At 53.8% G+C, this 19,091-nt stretch carries 14 protein-coding genes; 3 read left to right on the forward strand and 11 right to left on the reverse strand.

Annotated features, from left to right (window positions below):
* Window positions 1-9 precede the first annotated feature (9 nt).
* The 6 genes from NFS35_RS18360 to NFS35_RS18385 all read right to left on the reverse strand — a co-directional run bounded on the left by NFS35_RS18360 (window position 10) and on the right by NFS35_RS18385 (window position 7,949).
* Window positions 10-1,233 (reverse strand): extracellular solute-binding protein, encoded by a 1,224-nt coding sequence (locus NFS35_RS18360; RefSeq protein WP_251208561.1) that lies wholly within the window; start codon window positions 1,231-1,233, stop codon window positions 10-12.
* A gap of 326 nt (window positions 1,234-1,559) precedes the next feature.
* The gene (locus NFS35_RS18365; protein WP_251208562.1) at window positions 1,560-1,871 is read right to left on the reverse strand and encodes an apiosidase-like domain-containing protein; all 312 of its coding nucleotides are present in this window, start codon (window positions 1,869-1,871) and stop codon (window positions 1,560-1,562) included.
* A 19-nt stretch (window positions 1,872-1,890) separates the two neighbouring features.
* Window positions 1,891-2,037 carry a DUF5060 domain-containing protein gene (locus tag NFS35_RS18370; RefSeq protein ID WP_251208563.1) on the reverse strand — a complete coding sequence of 49 codons (147 nt, stop codon included), beginning with the start codon at window positions 2,035-2,037 and terminating at the stop codon, window positions 1,891-1,893.
* 72 nt (window positions 2,038-2,109) lie between these two features.
* Window positions 2,110-3,468 carry a GH1 family beta-glucosidase gene (locus tag NFS35_RS18375; protein WP_251208564.1) on the reverse strand — a complete coding sequence of 453 codons (1,359 nt, stop codon included), beginning with the start codon at window positions 3,466-3,468 and terminating at the stop codon, window positions 2,110-2,112.
* 207 nt (window positions 3,469-3,675) lie between these two features.
* Window positions 3,676-6,018: an alpha-L-rhamnosidase-related protein gene (locus NFS35_RS18380; RefSeq protein WP_251208565.1), complete on the reverse strand. Its 2,343-nt coding sequence runs from the start codon at window positions 6,016-6,018 to the stop codon at window positions 3,676-3,678.
* Window positions 6,019-6,200: 182 nt separating this feature from the next.
* Complete coding sequence (locus tag NFS35_RS18385) at window positions 6,201-7,949, reverse strand: sensor histidine kinase (RefSeq protein WP_251208566.1); 1,749 nt, start codon at window positions 7,947-7,949, stop codon at window positions 6,201-6,203.
* A 141-nt stretch (window positions 7,950-8,090) separates the two neighbouring features.
* Here NFS35_RS18385 and NFS35_RS18390 point away from each other — a divergent pair, with 141 nt between their 5' ends.
* On the forward strand, window positions 8,091-9,146 hold the full coding sequence (locus tag NFS35_RS18390) for a zinc-binding metallopeptidase family protein (protein ID WP_251208567.1): 1,056 nt from the start codon (window positions 8,091-8,093) through the stop codon (window positions 9,144-9,146).
* A 102-nt stretch (window positions 9,147-9,248) separates the two neighbouring features.
* Here the strand turns inward: NFS35_RS18390 and NFS35_RS18395 are convergent, their stop codons facing one another.
* Window positions 9,249-9,743 carry a DUF3795 domain-containing protein gene (locus NFS35_RS18395; protein WP_251208568.1) on the reverse strand — a complete coding sequence of 165 codons (495 nt, stop codon included), beginning with the start codon at window positions 9,741-9,743 and terminating at the stop codon, window positions 9,249-9,251.
* Between the two features lie 168 nt (window positions 9,744-9,911).
* Between NFS35_RS18395 and NFS35_RS18400 the strand changes: the two genes are divergently transcribed.
* Entirely contained in the window at window positions 9,912-10,442 is a 531-nt protein-coding gene (locus NFS35_RS18400) for a nitroreductase family protein (RefSeq protein WP_251208569.1), read from the forward strand.
* A gap of 202 nt (window positions 10,443-10,644) precedes the next feature.
* Window positions 10,645-11,565, forward strand: a complete 921-nt coding sequence (locus tag NFS35_RS18405) for a helix-turn-helix domain-containing protein (RefSeq protein WP_251208570.1) — start codon at window positions 10,645-10,647, stop codon at window positions 11,563-11,565.
* Between the two features lie 317 nt (window positions 11,566-11,882).
* Here NFS35_RS18405 and NFS35_RS18410 read toward each other — a convergent pair whose 3' ends face one another.
* The 4 genes from NFS35_RS18410 to NFS35_RS18425 form a co-directional block, all read right to left on the reverse strand.
* A complete protein-coding gene (locus NFS35_RS18410) occupies window positions 11,883-12,818 on the reverse strand; it encodes a carbohydrate kinase family protein (RefSeq protein ID WP_251208571.1) in 936 nt (311 codons plus the stop codon).
* Window positions 12,784-13,611, reverse strand: a complete 828-nt coding sequence (locus tag NFS35_RS18415; RefSeq protein ID WP_251208572.1) for a TrmB family transcriptional regulator — start codon at window positions 13,609-13,611, stop codon at window positions 12,784-12,786. The genes NFS35_RS18410 and NFS35_RS18415 overlap by 35 nt, the downstream gene beginning before the upstream one ends.
* A gap of 343 nt (window positions 13,612-13,954) precedes the next feature.
* Window positions 13,955-14,584 (reverse strand): TetR/AcrR family transcriptional regulator, encoded by a 630-nt coding sequence (locus NFS35_RS18420; protein ID WP_251208573.1) that lies wholly within the window; start codon window positions 14,582-14,584, stop codon window positions 13,955-13,957.
* A gap of 82 nt (window positions 14,585-14,666) precedes the next feature.
* Complete coding sequence (locus tag NFS35_RS18425) at window positions 14,667-18,971, reverse strand: efflux RND transporter permease subunit (protein ID WP_251208574.1); 4,305 nt, start codon at window positions 18,969-18,971, stop codon at window positions 14,667-14,669.
* Window positions 18,972-19,091 lie beyond the last annotated feature (120 nt).

A 19,091-nucleotide genomic window follows, 5' to 3' on the forward strand; every position in this document is an offset into this window, starting at 1 on the left:
GGATTCGATTCACATGATTACTTTTGTGTAATATTCCATCACCTTGTCCGTAACCGTGGACATCTTCTGGCCCATGGTAGGAGTAGGGCCGGTGGTGAATTCGTTCATCAGGAACAGGGTGTCGTCATAATAGTGCTGGATGGTGTCAAATGCGGACATATCGTTGCCGAAGGTCTTCATGCCGCCATAGCTGGTGACGATGTCACCGGAGAGGTATTTCTGGATATCGTTGTAGGATACCAGCTCCTCGGCGTTGAGGCTGGAAGCGTCATTCTTCTCCAGAGCCTCCACGATATGCTGATGGATTGTCAGGTTCTTTAACGGGAACCAAGCCTTGAGCATGACCCAATGCAGGGGGAAGTTCAGGACACCATTGGCATCTTCCACCAGGTAGTCATTGTACTCATCGCCCGAATAAGCATATTTGTCAACCCAGAAGTTCAGCAGCCTCACCACGGCTTCCGGATGCTCGCATTTCTTGTTCACCACTACATAGCCCGTGATTCTGGGAGATGTCTGGGGCCTTGCCTCAGAGCCGGTGGCGGAGGGCAGGGGCAGTGTCACCCAGTCCGCTTCGGGGTCATTCTGCACTGTGGCATTCAGGGGCCAGTTGGCGTTCCACATCAGGCCGTACTGGATGCCGGCACGGCCTGAAGCAGCCGCCTCGGAAGCCTTCACCTCGTCATTGAAGGAGAAATCCTGGTCAATCAGGCCCTCCTGATACATTTTCGCTATGTACTCCAGTGCCGCCTTGTTCTCTTCCATGATAGAGCCATATTTCAGTTTGTCTTCCCCGTCCTTCACCCAGATGGCAGGGTATGCGCCGAAACCGTTGAACAGGCCTACCGCGTCTCCCAGCCCTGCGGAGAGGAAATTATTGTGGAATACCATGCCGATGGTGTCGTCCTGGCCGTTTCCGTCAGGATCCTGATCCCGGAAGGCAACCATCACATCGTAGAGTTCGTCCATGGTCTTGGGCATTTCCAGATTCAGCTTCTCAATCCAGTTCTCCTGATTCCAGTCTGCCGATATAGCAGGTGAAATCTCAAAATAAGACGTCAGCGTCACCGGCTCATCGTATTTGAATCTGGGATCCACCTCTTCGTCTGTGACTGTGCCGCCGTCCGCCGTTCCTGCGCCGCCGTCCCCACTGCCGCTTCCGCTGTCGCCACATCCGGCCAGGCTTCCCACCGCCATTGCCGCTGCCAGTAAAAGAACCAGTTTCTTTTTCATGCTTTCTTTTCCTCCTTGTATTTTTCCCTTTCTGTGGAGTTGTTTTGTTTACTGAATTCATCATATCGGATATTTGGAATATCAATAATGAAACATTCTTGATATCAAGGTCAAAAAATTGACCTAGTCAAAAAATTGGCCTAGTCAAAAAATTGGCCTGGTCAAAATTTGACCTGGCCAATTTTTTAATCTATATTTCAGCCTACATCGAAAACCGAACCTTCCACGGCGCCTTCCCAATAATACGCCAAAGCTATACCGGAGCACAACAGCCTGCCTTGCGGATTCTCAACGCCATATACTGCCTCCCCGGCAGTTCAATCCGGTTATGCCCCCGCAATATGCGTCACCCAGCTTTTTGAAAAGTCATAGTTCGCTCCCCCGTTGTGGACGGAAAGCAGCTTATGGAAAGAATCGTTTGCCGATACAATCTGTCCATACCGCTCCCAGTCTTCTGCCGTTTTTACCTTGATAAAATCAAATTCATTCGCCAGCGACCACCATATGTTCCGATACGCGCTGTATCGGGCGACTACATACTTGAGATACCTGTCGCAGGCCTCCTTATCCATCTCGTTCAATCCCCATTTGTCATAAGGATGCATAAGAATCATATCCGCTTCGATTCCCATTTCCATCAGCTGTGCAATCCGCTTGTCAAATCTTTGAAAAGAATCCGCTGACCGACTTCTCCTCCTTATCGCTCTTAAAAGTAACGGTCATCGCATAATCCCGAAATGGGTTGCCATCGCTTTTTCCATTGCTGCTGACTTCAAATAGTCCCCATTTTTCAACTTCTCTCATTTGTTCGCTATCCTCCTATATCAGCTACCCCTGCACCGCGGCTGTCTGTCTTGAATGGATATGAATTTACAATTACCGATTAGAGCATCCGGACTCAAACCCATTCTCTCTAGTCACCTGGGCATACCACTTTGCGCTCTTTTTGGGAATGCGCTCCGATTTTTCATAGTCTGTATAATAAAGCCCATATCTGGCGGCATAGCCTGCGGACCACTCAAAATTGTCCATCAATGACCAAAGGTAATAGCCGCGCACATCGGCGCCCTCCTCCATCGCTTTGTGCAGCCAGAACAGAACATTCTTCACATACTCGATTCTGGCCTGATCATCCAGGTTCGCTTTCCTGCCGGCGGCATCATCAAAGGGCAGTCCATTCTCCGTGATATAAATCGGAATGTCCACATGATACTTCTCCACGAGCATATGCAGCACATCCCTCAGCGCCTCCGGATGGCTTTCCGGCCTGTCCTGATAATTTCCTCCTGCCTTTCTGGCTTTTTCCCTTTCGCGCATTTTGTCGGTATTGTCATAAAGCCCATTGTAGAAATTCAGGCCGTAAAAATCCAGCGGTTGGCGGATTGTCTCGAAATCTCCCTCCGCGATAAGAGGCATCAGCCGGTTCTCTTCAAAATAATCCAGCAGTTCTTTCGAATATCCGCCTAAAAAGAGGGGATGAAGAAACATCCCATAGCCGCGGATTTCATTGTTCTCAACTGCCATGGCCTTATCTTCCTCATTCTCCTCCCTCGCGGGATAATGCCTCCATACATCCACAACGATACCGATTTTCCCATGCCCAGGCTCACGTTCCCTGAAAAGCTTTACAGCCTCCCCATGGCACAGCAGGAGATGGTGCAGAGCCTGTCTGGCATACTTTTCATCCCGAAGACCCGGCGCAAAGAATCCCTGGCCATAGCCCACATAAGTCGCGATAGGCTCATTGAAAGTCGCCCACATATCTACGTCTTCTCCAAAATTGTCCAAAAGGACGGCAGCATATTCGCAGAACCATTTGATAATTTCCCGATTTCCGAATCCGCCTTTCAGCTGCAGGGCATAAGGCAGGTCCCAGTGGTACATTGTGGCGTTTGCCCGAATCCCGTTTTCCTTTAACAGGGCAAGAAGCTTTTTGTAATAGGCAATGCCTTTCTCATTTACCGTTCCTGTACCCTCAGGCAGAATCCTCGACCAGGAAAAGGAAAAACGATAGGAGTTCACTCCCAGTTCTTTCATCATCTCCACATCCCGCTCCACAAGATGATAAGAGTCACAGGCTACTTCCGGGAGACCGCCGTTCTTGATTTTGCCGGGCAGCCTTGAAAAGGCATCCCAGATAGACGGTCCCCTCCCATCCTCAAATGCCGCTCCTTCAATCTGTGCCGCGGCCGTCGCCACTCCCCAGGTAAAATTTTCCGGAAACTGAATCTTCATGCTTTTCTCCTTTCCTCTTTCAAATCTCTCATCCATATCTGCCGCCCACAGGCAAGAGCATAATGAATCTGTCAAAACCACAGCCTCCATTGCTCCCAGGCACCGAAACATTTACTCTGTTCTATGTGCCGCCGATCATTGCGCAGCAGGCAGAACCGTAGCAAAATACTGCTGTTTTGCATTAAATCCTCTTACAAAACGCCCGTGTCAAAACGATACAATCTCATTCCTGCCGCATTCCAGCCCCACTGCCGTTCCGTCCTCTCTCAGGAACCGCCCGGTCATGCCCTCCGGAAGGGTTATCTCATACCGCATTCCCTTTTCCCCCGGCACATAGCAAAACAGGATGTCGCCGTACTCGGTCACCATCTTCCCCTCCAAATCCGGCAAATAGTCCATATGCGGACAGATTTCCACCCTGTCGGGGCGGCCCGGTTCCCTGCGGATTCCGGCCATGACAGCTATCAGCTCATACATAGGAAGCGCGCTCCAGGCATGGCACTCGCTTCTGGAATTGGACGGGGTCTCCGGGCATGTGGCGCAGCGCTCATCAAGCAGCCCGATCCACCAGTCCATCTGCCTGCCAGTCAGCTCATAACAGCCCGCTTTCTCGCAGGCCCTGAACAGCTCATAGCAGGTGGAGAAGTAACAGCGCAGCACATCTTCCTCCTCAAAGGTCCTGCGCATCACTTCAGCCCCTTCCTCTTTGGAGAGCATGCCGTTGAGCACTGCCCAGCTCTGGGCATGCTGGGAGAACTCCTGGTACTCCGGTCCCTCTCTGTACATGCCTCTCTGTGTATCCCAGCACAGCTCCTGAATCCGGTCGGCAATGCCCCTCTGCCTTTCCCTGTATTCCTCTGCCAATCCTTTCCGTCCGGTAGCCTCATTGATTTCGGCACCGTTCAGAAGCGCCAGTCCGTACATCAGATTAATGATAGTAGAGGGCCCCTTGGCGGCCGCGGCGGGGCGCCCGGCCGACTCGTGCCAGGTCTCCTGCCAGTCCACGAAGTCCCAGTAACCCAGATTCTCCACCAGTCCCTGCGCCCCCACATGTCTGTCGTAATACTCCAGAATCATGTCCACATCGGCCCGGTACAGCTTCAGGATCTCCGCATCCCCCGTGCGCCTGTAGTATTCCAGAAGCATGAAGATATAATGCAGCGAAAAAGTGGAGATGATCTGCCTGGGGTTGCTGGGCGCACGCCCCTGAATCAGTCCCACGGGCAGCATGGAATCATGGAAATCCTGCAGCGCCTTGCGAGCCAGCTTCGTATCCGTGCTGCATACATAAGTGAAGATTGCCTGCAGCCTGGTGTCCATGGGATACTGCATCTGTTCCCAGAAGGGGCAGTCCATATAGGCCTCCATCATACAGCTCTCCAGCGTCCTGACGCACATCCCATAGACCTGCTCCACCCATGCCGCATCCGATTTCACATAGGAGCCGGGATTCAGGGGATACCCCGTCTTCAGCAGCTGCGGCCTGTAAAAGCGCACTGCCTCTCCGGCCGCCTGTATGTCAATCTGAAGAAATCGCATCGTCCGGTACCAGAAAGGCTCATACATCAGCCTGCCGCCCTTTAAGACGATTCTGTCCGCCTGGCCGTTCTTTCCGATTTCTCCATTGACATAGTCATCCCTCTTTACTTCGTCGATGCCTTTCGTGAATTTCTCGAAATAAGTAAAGGAGATTTCCGCATCTCTCCCTCCTTCCAACGCATAGCGCCAAAAGGCATTGGACACATGCCCCCCATCGAACAAAAGCCTGCAATGCTGCCCCGGCTCCACGGTGACGAAATCCGCGTCCTTCATGACAACCTCCCCCAGCTCCTTTTGCAGGGTATCCGGCCTCTCGTACAGCAAAGGAATCGGCCTCTCCTCCATCATGAAAGTCTTCAAGATGCCAAACAGCATCTCGAAGCCGCTCTTCACCTGCTCCAGCTCCTCGCCCTCCCGCCAGCCGGAATCGTCGAAATCTGTCCGTTTCCAATCGGCGAGTGTTTCTCTGTAGTCGATTTTCTCTGTCAGTGCTCCCATATTTCCGTTCACTGTGGGCTCTTTCGTCAGGTAATAGGTATTGTCCAGCCATACCCTCCAGGGAGCCTTGCCGGTGGTCGCTTCTGCCAGGATATTTCCCTCTGAATCCCTGACCTGCCCCTCTATCGCCAGCCTGTGGCCCGCAGGCAGGGTATCCACGCTGTTTAAGGGAGCCCTGTCGTCCCCGGGCCCCGCTTTTACATACATGCTGTCGCACAGGAGCACCTGCACGGCCAGCACGTTCTTCCCCGGCCTCAGATAGCGGCCCAGCTCTACCGTTTCGTAGTACTGCCGAAACCTGTCGCTGCGGCAGGGGCCGGATAATATCGGTTCTTCGTTCACCCAGAGTCGGTATCTGGAATTCGCGGATATGTCCGCTTTCAGCTGCGCCTCCTGCTCCAAATCAAACGCCAGGCGGTAATAGGCAAACCTTCCGTTCATGTCTCCCTGATAAATCTTCTTCTCCTCAATCTCGGCCCTGGGCAGTCCCAGCCATAATGCTTCGTTCCACATACCTTTTCCTCCTTATTCCACACAGATATCCTCCCGGAAACCTCCCGGCCGCTTATCTTACGGCTTTTCGGAAAACACTAAGCATATCATAAAGCAGCCGGAGGAAATAAGCAATGTGAAATTCTTGATTTCCCCCGGCAAAAATTGACTTCCGTCCAAATCCGCAATCCGTATCCGCCTTTTTACAGCGGTACAGACATATCCAGTTTCAAAACTACCTTAAGCCCCCCCAGATTACTTCTCTCCAGCAGCACCCCGCTGCCCTCTCCATAGGCCAGCTTCAGCCGCCTGTCGATATTGGACAGGGCATGGCCTGCCGCCCGGCCCCGATAATCTCTGATGTACTCCCGCATCTGCTCCAGATTTTCCTCAGTTCCCCCGCCGCCGTTATCCTCCACGGCAATGTACAGAAAACCGTCTCTGATTTCATAGTCTACCGCTATCTGTCCGTCCCGCAGGATATCCGCCATGCCATAATTGTAAGCATTCTCCACAACTGGCTGCAGAATCAGCTTTGGCACCAGAAAAGAACCTGCCGGGGCCGGAAGCTCTCCCAGCCTCACCGTAATCTTGTCCCCGAAGCGCATCTGCTGGATATCGATATAATTTTCCATGTGCTCCGCCTCTTTGGAAAGAGGCACGTTCTGGTTCACTTCTTTGTTCAGGAAACGGTAATACTTCGCCAGCGAGGTCACGAACCCGGTAATCTGTTCATAGGACTCATTCTTTGCCATGATGCGTATCAGATAAAAGCTATTGTACAGAAAATGGGGATTAATCTGGGACTGCAGCTGCATCAGCTCCGCATTCTGCAAAAGCCGCCCCTGCTCCCTGACATTCTCAATCAGCTCCTGAATCCGCTCCACTGTCTTGTTAAAAGCAGAATAGATGTACTGGAACTCATCCTGATACTTATGAGATATCCGGATGCTCAAATCCCCCTCCTGCATCTTTTCAAAGGCCTGCACCACTTTCTGCAGCGGTTTGTTCACGATTGCATCGGTCTGCAGCAGCATGAACAGGAACATGCCGCTGACCAGAAAGATGACTCCGCCCATCACAAGAAGCGCTGTCACCGTGGAACGGTCCAGCCATCTGCCGCTTCTATATGCCACTAAGGTGGTGCCGTATTCCGGGATGGCCTCCGAGGCGAACCGATAGCTTTTTCCCATGCAGCTGGCGTTTCCCAGAAAGCTTTCCGGACAGCCTGCCTCCTCCCATATCTGGCGCCAGATTTCCATCAGTTTTCCCCGATTCTCCGAATCCGGCTCCTCTGGAATCTGAATCAGCCCGTCCCCCGTGTCAAGCACAGAAAAACCGCCTGTCTGCTCCTCCACGGCAAACAGCTCCAGCAGTTCTCTCAGATAGCTCTCCGCCAGCGTGACACGCACACCGTAATCCGGCACATATCCTTCCTCCACGGAGCGCGTCAGGGGATACCACAGCTCCATCTGCACTTTTTCCTCCGCATAGACCAGCGTGCGCGCCGTATCGTCTTCTGCCCTCGCAGCCGGTACGCACTCCTTTCTGCTCAACTCATTGACCGTGCTCAGCTCCAGTTCCTGTTCCGGAAACAGAACCGCAACCTCTTCGATGATATTGTTCATGGACTGGAAACTGCGCATGCTTCCCAGCAGCCCTAACCGCAACTGAGAGATTTCATAGGCGTCCCGATTCGTGTCCTGATACAGAGCCAATGTCCTGCTGTCGCTGACCAGATTCTTCTCCAGATCCGCCACGATATCCAGCTGTTCCCGCAGGACGGACGCTCCCTGCCGCACTGTCGCCCGCATGGCTTCGATTTCCGCCTTCCTCCGGGAAGACGCATAGGTCAGGAAAATGATAATAGTGCACACATAAATAATCGCCATAGTCACCATAAACAGAAGATACAGCTTTTTGAAGACACTTCCCATCTCCAGCTTTTTCATGTCCCTACCTCCATTACCCAAAACAAAACTATCATGATCAATCTGTCATTTTTCCTGTTTCATTGCCAATATGCGCCACTCTGTGGTACAATGTAAGCGCAGAGAAAAGCTGTTTTACCATTAAAGAAAAGAGGTATTTACATGAATCGTGAATTTCTGAAAGACCTGCTGGCCACTCCGTCTGTCAGCGGATACGAGGAGGCCATCCAGAGAAAAGCCCTTGCCTACGGCAAGGAATTCGCTGACACGCAGATTACGGATCCCAGCGGCAATGCCGTCTCCATCGTGAATCCGGATGCCGCCCACAGGGTGCTGCTCTGCGGGCATATCGATGAAATCGGTTTCGTGGTCACACACATCGATGAGTCGGGCCGTCTCCACCTGGCTGAGGCAGGCGGGGTCAGCCCCAGGCTGTATGTGGGCTCGCCTGTGCAGGTCTGGCATGAGGGCAGCAAGGTAAACGGCGTCATCGCCACCTCCTCCGACCTGGTGAAAAAGGATAAGATAGAGGTGTCCGACCTGTCGGTGGACATCGGCGCCTCCTCCGGGGAAGAGGCATCTGCCGCTGTGGCCGTGGGCGACACGGTCTGCGCGGATGTACCTGTCAGGGAGCTGATGAACGACTGCTTCACCTGCCGGGCGCTGGATGACCGCACCGGCGCTTTCGTGGTGCTGGAGGCCGCCAGGGAGGCTGCCGCTCAGGGCGCTTCCATGGGCATCTGCGCCGCCACCACCACAGGCGAGGAGACCACCGGCAGAGGCGCTTACCATGCAGCCGCGCGCCTGAAGCCCGACTGCTGCATCGCCGTGGACGTGACCTGGGCCAGCGATGCCCCCGGCGCCAATCCCAATGACACCGGGGAAGTGAAGCTGGGCGGCGGGCCGGTGCTGTGCATGGGTTCCGCGGTGAACAAGCCCCTGAACGCCCTGTTAAAGCAGGTAGCGCAGGAACTGGACATGAAAGTCCAGTGGGAAATCGCCGGAAGCCGCACGGGCACCGACGGCGACACAGTGAATCGGGCCGATGAGGGCATTCCCATGGCGCTGGTCTCCATTCCTCTGCGCTATATGCACAGTTCCGTGGAGGTGGGCAGTTGGAAAGACATCCAGGACTGCATCAGGCTGCTGAGCGCCTTTATAGTGCGGCTGTCCGAAGAGATGGACAAGGGCTTCGATTTTTGCCCTGTGAGGCCCTGAGCCAGGGGAACGCCGCAGTCCGGTAACCTGTCTGCCGTACAGTTCATAACAGCCATCCGTCTATTCGGATGGCTGTATTTTCATCAGGCTGCCCTAACAGTTTTATTTGCGTCTTTTATAGACAACTATTTCTGCGTCCGAACCGCCCTCCCCATATTCGCTTACCAGCAGGTAGTCCTCGTCCGCTGCAAGGCCATAGCACCTGTCGCTGCCCATCTTGCGAATCTGATTCCCCAGATAGATTCTGCTGTCGTCCCAGAACCGTATCTCCTGGCCGCCCGGAAGCTTATAGGCCAGATTGACATATGTCCCGCTCAGCGCATTCAGACTTTTGACTTCCTCCATGTCTTCGATTCCCAGAGCATTGAATTCCGCAATCAGCTCCTCTTTCAGCCTGCAGGGCGCCTCAAAGGATCTGCCGCAGTTCTCACAGCCCTTTTCATCACAGCATACCGCAAGCATGCAGCTGCCTCCAAAGGGACGCCCGTCTGTCTCCGTGCATCCGGGGCACTCCTGGAACCCGCATTCCTCACAATCCAATCCGCATTTTGTCTTCATTCCATGTCTCCTTTCCGCTTTTTCCTCCGTCTCTCTCATGTCTGTCTCCTTGTCCCGGGAGCCTGCCTGGAAATTCCCGCAATCTGCTCAGATTCATTTTAGTATATTCCGGGGGCTTATGCAAGTTTTTTCACCGGCCGCTTGCCCGGTTTCCTGCGGCGATGTATAATAGAGAATACGCACAATCATTTTCCAAAGGAGGCAGACATGAACAAAGTAATCGAGACCATCAAAGAGAGAAGCTCCACAAGGGGCTACATGGTGGAGCCGCTTACAAAAGAGGAGCTGGACATCCTGCTGCACGCGGGTCTGCAGGCTCCCACGGCAGCCAACAGGCAGGAAATCCATTTCACCGTTCTGTCAGGCAGCCATCCCATTTTACAGGAGCTGGAGGAGGAGAAGAACCGGCTGCGCCAGATTACAGATCCGCCCCACAACTTCTATTATGAGGCTCCCACCGTAGTCATCATCAGCGCGGACAGCGCCAATAAATGGGGCTCCCTGGATGCCGGCATCGCTGTGGAGAACATGGCTCTGGCGGCGGAGGCACTGGGACTGGGAAATCTGATCATCGGGTGCATTCTGGATGCCATGTCGGGAGACAAGAAAGCGTATTTTTCCGATGCCCTGAGGCTCCCCCCTTCCTATGAGTACAAGATTGCCATCGCTTTCGGGCACAAAGCCGTCACAAAGGAGCCCCATACCTATGATGCCGAAGCGCAGATTACAATACTGTAATACAGGCATCCGCTGTTGCGATTGTCTGTCCCCTGCTCCTGCCGGAAAGGTTGGAAGCAGGGGACTTTTTTCTTTCGCTCCGCCTATATTGGACAGAAACCGCGAGCCACCCCGCAAAACGAGATGTGGACTTATTCTGAAAAAACGGTATAGTTTAAACAGAAGCTTCTAAAACAAAAAACAAAATAGGCAGGTAAAAGATATGAATATGGTATTTTCTAATAATATGAAGAAGTTCAGGCAACAGAAAAACCTCACCCAGGAGCAAGTGGCAGAGTTTTTAAATGTAAGCCCACATACCGTCTCCAGATGGGAGTGCAATACCACCTTGCCTGACGTCACGATGCTCCCCAAAATAGCGAAGCTCTACTGTGTGACAATCGATGACTTTTTCAGGGATACATCGGCCGCATATGAAAACTATGCACAGCGGTTAGCCTCCCATTATGAGGCCACGCGGGAACCAGAGGATTTTATGGCTGCGGATCTGGAATTCAGAAAATTGATCAAAAATGGCCAAAGCTCCACTGAAGACCTAAGACTGTACGGAATCATACATCAGTATATGATGCAATACTGTATCCGCAGGGCTACAGAATTATTCGACCAAGCGCTGGAAGCAGGAAAGGATATAGATGAAGACATCTTCTGGCGCACAAAGCATCAGAAAATGCTCCTGTATGCACAGATTGGAAAAGGCCGGGAAAACATCGATTCTGCGCTGGAGACCATCAATACAGGTTCCGAAAATCCGGAGGACTGGATTTGCCTTATAGCGGCATACCGCTATAACGGAGAGGAGGAAAAGGCTTATGAATGGTTCTTAAAGGCCATCCGGAAATTCCCGGATACAGCTGCCCTCTATATTTACGGCGGCGATGCCTGCAAATGGCTTGGGCGGTATGAGGAAGCACTCTCCTATTGGGATAAGGCGCTGGAAATCAATCCTACATTTCACGATGCGAAATACTCAAAAATATTCTACTACGAAGAAATGGGAGATTATGAAACTGCCTATAGGATTCGGCGGGAAATCATTGACGATCTCAAACAGGATGGATACGATGTCGAAGCTGCGGCGGACGAAAAGCTGGCACAGGCATGTTTCGAAAAAATAAGCTAGTACAAAAATCGTCATCCGCAATCCCTGTGTTCCCTGGCAGCTGCGCGTTGATGTCCAGCCTTAATCCCCTCTGCGCCGGGCTCCGCTATGGGCTGGATCAGGTCGAATATCTGTAATGTAAAAGGGCCCCGGCATGCACCGGAGCCCTTTTACTATACTTATGAGGGGGGAGATAGTGAGTTCATCAACTATCTGATATATATATTACAGGCAAAATGTGTTCATATTGTGTCCATATTCTAATTTAAATCTAAAAAACCTGAAAAGCATTCCTAAACTCCTGCCGTCATGCAAAAAGGCTCCCACGCTCCTCTGGCCTACGGCAAATCGGCGGGGAGCCAGACCGGAGCCAGATCCAGCCCCCTGCGGTACTCCTCCAAAGCCTCCTCCCCCACGAAGCCCTTTGCCCCGCCGTTGTGGCGAATCTTCAGGGCGGCGAAGACTTCCGCCCTGACCAGCGCCTCCACCGCCGGACAACCTTTCCCATAATAATGGATAAAAGCGGAAAACAGAGCGTCCCCGGCCCCAAGGGTATTGACGGCCTCCCCCACAGGGACTGCCTCCAGCCTGCAGATTCTGTCCCCGGAGCGCTCATACAGCATCGCCCCTTCCCCGCCTAAGCCGATGACGATAATCCCGGCCGGATATGCCTCCTTCAGCTGGCAGAGGAACCGCTCTGGCCCGCAGGGCAGCCCCTCGTGGCTCAGGAACAGGATATCCGCCGCCTCCATGAACTCTTTATTGTACGGATCCCGGATATCGCTCAGCACATGGACGTCGGTAGCCACCGGCTTTCCGGCCCTCTTCGCCGCGCCAAGCAGCAGCCGGTTGAAATTCGTGTTGCACAGGACTATCAGGTCGCTCTCCCGAATCTCCTTTTCCATTCCACCCGGATCCATGGCCTTTTCCTGGATATCCTTCAAATCGCAGTAAATCTGCCTCCTGCCCTGACCGTCATGGAGCGCCACGGTCACGGGCGTCTGGCCCGGCTCCCGGCGGATCAGGCCTGTCCCTATCCCCTCCGCCTCCAGCCTGGCAAGAATCCGCCTGCCCTCTTCGTCCTCCCCTACGTAGGACGCAAGCCTTATCCCGTCCCCCAGGGCGGACAGCGCTTTCGCCACATTATAGGCCACCCCGGACACATCCGACGCGATTCCGAAAAAGGGATAGTCAATGGGATAATAGTCGATAGGGAATTTCCTGACCTGCAAGGTAGTCTCAATATTGACCAGGCCCGATATCATCACTTTCATTTCTTATGGCTCCTCTCCGCTTTATCTCGAAAAGCGTGTTCAGCTTCAGGCCGTCGTCATATATCTCCCGGCCGTATCTCTCCTTTAGCTTCAGCAGATAGATATCGTTATGGATATGTTCCGACAATATCTTGATCAGCAGCTCATTGTTGCTGACTGTCCCGCTCCATGCCCCGGTTCCGGCCCCTCTGTCGGCCAGCAGGGCAATTCTGTCGTCCGCCACCATCATGAATCTGGACGGCATATGGCTCCCGCCCGGTTTCCTGTGATGGGAATAAAACTCCACCTCGCATCCGAAGTCCAAATCGTAGAATGAAAAGGCCACCATGCGGACATGCCTGTCCCTCAGGGCTCTGAACTCCTCCCCGAAGCACGACAGATCGAAGTCCGCGTTGAGATATATCTGGCTCCGGGCTTCTTTTAAAAGGGCTCTGGCCTTGAAGACAAACGTCTCGAAGCCCTTGAAGACAAAATGAATGTCCTTCCGCCTGGCCCTCTGGTATTCCTTCAGCTGCTTTTCCGATTCCCGTATGGCTTCGGTCATCTCAAAATGGAGCTTTCCCAGAATCACCTCCGGCGGCTGGGCGGCATACAGCGCCGTATCGCTGGGCGCCATCTCCACCATCCCCTTTTCCAGCATATGCTCCAGAGCATTGTAGATGGAGGATCTGGCAATCTCGATTTTCTTGGCCAGCTGGTAGGCCGACATGGGCTCCTGGCCCAACAGCGCCAGATAAATCTGCGCCTCCAGCTTCGTGAAGTTCAGTTTCTCCAGGTTTTCCTGAATTCCCACAGGCATCCCTCCCATTAGTTGTATATTTTATACCACTATTATATCCCGGCTGGCCGCATATTGCAAGCATTATCTGGAGATTGAGACAACGTAAAAGAGCCCCGGCATGCACCGAGGCCCTTTTACTATTTTCTTATGAGGGGGGAGATAGTGAGTTCATCAACTATCTGATATACATATTACAGGTCAAATGTGTTCAAATTGTGTCCATTTTCTAATTTAAGTCTAAAAATGCTGAAAAGCATTCCTAAACTTCCGGCAGGAAATATCCTCTGCATGGGGCCGTGCAATCGAGCAGGGGTGCGCACTTCTCCCCTGCGCATGAATAAGGGGAGCCGGCGCCCTACGCGCCCAGCTCCCCCATGATTCCCTGATACACAAAAGGCCGCATGGCCCCGGCATCCAGGCGGAAGCAATCCCTGTTGGCGATCTCCATCATATAGGACAGCACATGCGAAAAGACACAGTGTATCATATATTCCACAGGCAGATCCCCTCGCAGTTCTCCGCGCTCCACCCCCTGGCGCAGCACTTTCCCGAAAACATTCGCCGGGAGGTATGGCGCGAATTCTTCCCTGCCCACTTTCTCCCGCACCATCCGGTTGAGCTCGGAGTTGCTGACCATCATCTGCACGAACCGCAGGAATCCCTCTTTACAGTGCTCCTTTTCCTCTACCACATCCAGGAGGAAATTCACCTGTTCCCCGAAATTCTTCCGGGACTCCAGCTGCCCTCCCAGCCATGCGAAAATCCGCCGCAGATGGTAGGCGATAGCACAGGCCACGATTTTATCCTTTGTGTCAAAATATTCGTACGCCGTTCCCTTGCCGATTCCGGCCCGCTCCGTGATGGTGGAGACGCGGATGTTCACCGCGTCCACGCCCTCCGCCAGCATCGCTATCACCGCGTCATACATGGCAAGCACCTTGGGCGGCACATTTCCAGTCTCCTCCAATCCTGTCATCTTTCCCATATCTCTCCTCTCCTTTTCTCCCGGGCGGACATATGCCCTGTAAGCCCTGCAGCCGCAACTGCCCTTTTCCCGGCATGCAGCATCACTCCCTCTCCGCCAATTTCCCGGCATCCCGTTTCCTCTCTCTTATGACCGCCTCATAGATGCAGGGGATGACCACCAGCGTCAGCAAAGTACCGTAGGTCAGTCCGCCGATGGTGACCACCGCCATGGGACGCGCCATCTCCGAGCCCATATCATTGCTGAACACCATGGTGGACAGAGCCAAAATAGTAGTCAGCGCAGTCATCAGCACAGGGCGCAGTCTGGTGCGTCCGGCAGTCAGAATCGCCTCCCGCTTCTCCATGCCGCTCTCACGCAGCTGGTTCATATAATCGATGATAACAATACCATTGTTCACGATGACGCCGGCCAGCATGACAAATCCAATCATGGCGATGACGCTCACCTCGCTTCCGCTGATATAGAGCCCCATGAAGCCTCCCGTAAAAGCCAGCGGAATGGTAAACAGGATAATGAAAGGCGAAAGCAGGGACTGGAACTGCGCCACCATAATCAGGTACATGAACACCACAGCCAGCACCAGCATCAGCACCATCTGCTCCATGGCGTCCTCAATGGTCTCATTCTCGCCGGAAAATACCAGCTGATAGCCTGCAGGCATCTCATAATCCGCCAGCTTCTCCTCCACGTCCGTGGCCACCAGGCCTACGTTATAACCCTCGGCAATAGACGCGGAAACGGAGATATATCTGGTCTGATCCACGCGGCTGATGGAAGAAAGCGCTTCTGTGGTCTCAAAAGAGGCGATATCGGACAGGGGTACTTTCACGCTCTCCCCCTCCTCATCGGTGCCGTCTATCTCCAGCTGCCTGACCAGTTCTCTGGTCAGTTCAATGTCGCTGCCGTTCATGACATATACATTGTAGTCTTTTTCATCCGCCACCAGTGTCGTGGCGCTGCCGGCCTCCGCAAGCCTTGCGTAAAGCTGGGCGTACACCTGGGCCACTGTGAGGCCATAATGCACCGCCTCGTCCCGGTTGACGGTAATCCGCAGTTCCTCATCCGCGTCCTCCAGACCACTGTTGACCTCGGCAGTACCCTCTACGCTCTCTATGACAGCCGCCACTTCCTCCGCGATGCGCCGCAGGGTGTCCAGGTCACGTCCGCGCACCTGCACGACGATGCCGCTTCCTCCCATGGCGCTCATATCCATGCTGGAGGTGTCCACTGTAATCTCGGCATCCAGCCCTGCTGTCTTTTCTTTGATGATACGGCCAATCTCCTCATTGCTCATGGTCTTGTCTTCCCTTGTCACCACATAGACCGACGCGCTGTTAGTGCTGCCGCCTCCGCCGCCCAGCAGAGCCATGTTGGAGCTGCTGGACATGGCGCCCACGTTCTCCACATCTTCGATGGAGCGGATAGCCTCCACCACCTGATCTGTCACCTCACCGGTCTCCGCCAGCGTGGCTTCTTCCGCCAGCGCCACATTCACCGTCAGCTGGGTGGAATCCATATCCGACATGAAAGCCGTACCATTGGTGAACGCCAGCGCCACACTGGCCACCAGCAGCACCAATGTCAGGAGGAATACCAGTGGCTTTACCCGCAGGGCGCCGCTCAGCAGTTTTTCATAGCCTTTCGCCAGACCGCCGAAAAGTTTCCCCTCTTTCTGCTCTTTCGTCTTCACAAGAAGCTTTGAGGACATGGCAGGCACCACAGTCAGGGCAATCAAAAGGCTTGCCAGCAGGGAATAGGCAATAGTCAGTCCCATGTCCACGAACAGCTGTCTGGTGATGCCTTCCGTGAACACAATGGGCAGGAACACGCACACCGTGGTGAGAGTGGATGCCAGAATAGCTCCCGCCACCTCCCGGGCTCCTTCCGTGGCCGCCTCACGCACAGAGCGTCCCTCGCTGCGCATACGATAAATATTTTCAATCACCACGATGGAATTATCCACCAGCATGCCGATGCCAAGGGCCAGGCCTGACAGCGAAATGATGTTCAGGGTCACGCCGCTGAAATACATGCATACTATGGCGGTGACCAGGCTGACAGGGATGGAGAATGCCACCACCAGAGTCGGCCTGATATCCTTTAAAAAAAGAATCAATATCAGAATCGCAAGAACCGCGCCGAAGAGTATATTGTCGATGATGGAATCCATGACCAGATCGATGTAGATTCCCTGATCCATCAGCGTAATCAGCGACAAATCCGTATTTTCCTCCATCATCTCCCCGAACCGCTCTGCCAGCCGGTCCGACACCTCGCCGGTAGAATAGCCTGTCTGCTTCTGGATGGTCAGCATGACTCCCGCACTGCCGTCCACATTGGCATAGATTTCCCCGGAATTGTCCGTGTAGAACACATCCGCCACATCGCCCAGCGTGATGACAGGCACCCCGTCCATATGCAGATCCATCAAAGGCAGCTCCTGCAGCTCCTCCACTGTGGAGGGCTTGTCGCCTACGCGCACCATATAGCTGATGCCATCCTCGGTCACATAGCCCGCAGGCATGGAAAAGTTCTGAGCCGTCAGCAGGCTTTTGATCGTATCCACGGTAAGCTTATCCGTCATATCCGCCTGGCTCCTGGCAGTCTCCTTTGCCTCCTCCAGCTGCTCCTCGCCATCCTCCAGCTGCTCCTCCGCATCCTCCAGCTGCTTTGCGGCCTCATCCATCTGGTCCAGACCGCTCTTTATCTGTTCTTCCCCGCTGTCCAGCTGGGACTCCGCCATCTCCAGCTGGTATTCTCCCATGGAAATGGTGGCCTTGCCATTGGCAAACTCAATGGCCGCAGTCATCTGTCCTTTCTCGATAGCCACAAGCCCTGCATTGATATCACTGATGGCCTTGTTCAGATCCGTGACATTCTGACTGGCCAGGACAGCATTGATCTGCGCCACATATCCCTCATAGCCCAGGCCGCCTGTAAGCGCTGTCAATGCGGTCTGCATGTCGTCATACTGCTCCGGCAGCTTGAACATGTCCATGGAAAGCGCTTCTGAAGCCGCCATCTCAGAAGCCCCCAGTGCAGTCCCCACTGTGGTGGTCAGATTCTGCACAGATTCCGTTATAGCGCCTATATCAGGCAGATTTCCCGTTGCGATATCCTCCAGATTCAGCACAGGATACCAGGGATCCAGATCCCTTGCGGCATTGATTATCTGGGCCATCTGCTCGTCCGCGGATACCAGCATGTCCAGAGCGCTGTTGCCCACAAATTCCTGCCGCAGCTGTTCGATATTGCTCTGGGCTCCATACATGGCGTTCACGGCCTCGCTCAGCGCCCTGAGAGACTCTTCATCGGTAATCCCTCCTGAAACGATTCCCGCAAGGGTTTTCAGAGAGTCCCCCCATATCTGCATATTTTCCGCGTATCTGGTCGTATAGCTGCCATCCCGCAGCTGCTCCAGTCCCGCTCTCTGTTCTCTGATCTGAGGAATCATGGGGGCCATCTGCTGCAACCCGTCATTCAACTGCTTCGCCGTAGCCAGATTGGTCTGGATCTCCTCCAACTGGGATTTCGCCGTCAGCAGGGCATTCTTCTGTGCCGCCAGCTGGCTGCTGATTGCCTCCTGCTGGCTCTCCAGTTCCGCCTTGCCGTTCTCCAGCTCCGCCTTGCCGTCCTCCAGTTCCTTTCGTCCGTTCGCCAGCTCCCTCTGTCCGTCCAGCAGTTCCCTGCGCCCGTCCTCCAGCTCCGCCTTGCCGTCCTCCAGTTCCTTTCGTCCGTCCGCCAGCTCTTCTTCCGCATCCTTCATCTTGTCGTCGATGGCGGCAAATATCTTCTCATTGATGGCGTCCACCTTATCCTGGCGGATGATGACATTCACACTCTCCTCCAGCAGCCCAGTAGCGCTGACGCTGGCCACGCCCTCGATGCTCTCCAGCTCCGGCATGACCTGATCCTGTACATATGTACTGATCTGGGCATTGTCCATGCCATCCACGCCCACTGCCGCAATCATCACCGGCAGCATATCCGGATTCAGCTTCATGATAATGGGATTTCCGATGGAGTCGTCCCAATAGCTCTTGATCTGGTCCAGGCTCTCCCGGATTTCCAGGGACACCGCGTTCATGTCTGCCGTCTGGGCGAACTCCAGGATGACCATGGAATAGTTCTCATTGGACACGGAGCTGATACTTTCGATGTTGCTCACCGTGGCCATGGAGGCCTCCACCGGCTGCGTCACCGCCATCTCCACCGTCTCAGGGCTCGCGCCGGGATATGTCGTCATGACGATGACATAAGGCAGGCTGATGCTTGGCAGCAAGTCCGTGGTCATCCTGGTAAAGGACACCACCCCCAGCACGATGGCCAGCACCACGCCCACCAGCACTGTGTAAGGTTTTTTTACGCTGAATTTCGATATCATGTTCTTTCCTCCCTGCACATTCCGACTGACTGGTCGGTTTCCGCCGTTTATTGTATGCCCTGAATCATACAATGTCAATAGAGGGAATCTATTGTTTTTCTAAAAAAAATATAAAGACAG

Origin of the sequence: Acetatifactor aquisgranensis, assembly GCF_943193215.1 — a bacterium.
Lineage (GTDB): Bacteria > Bacillota > Clostridia > Lachnospirales > Lachnospiraceae > Acetatifactor > Acetatifactor aquisgranensis.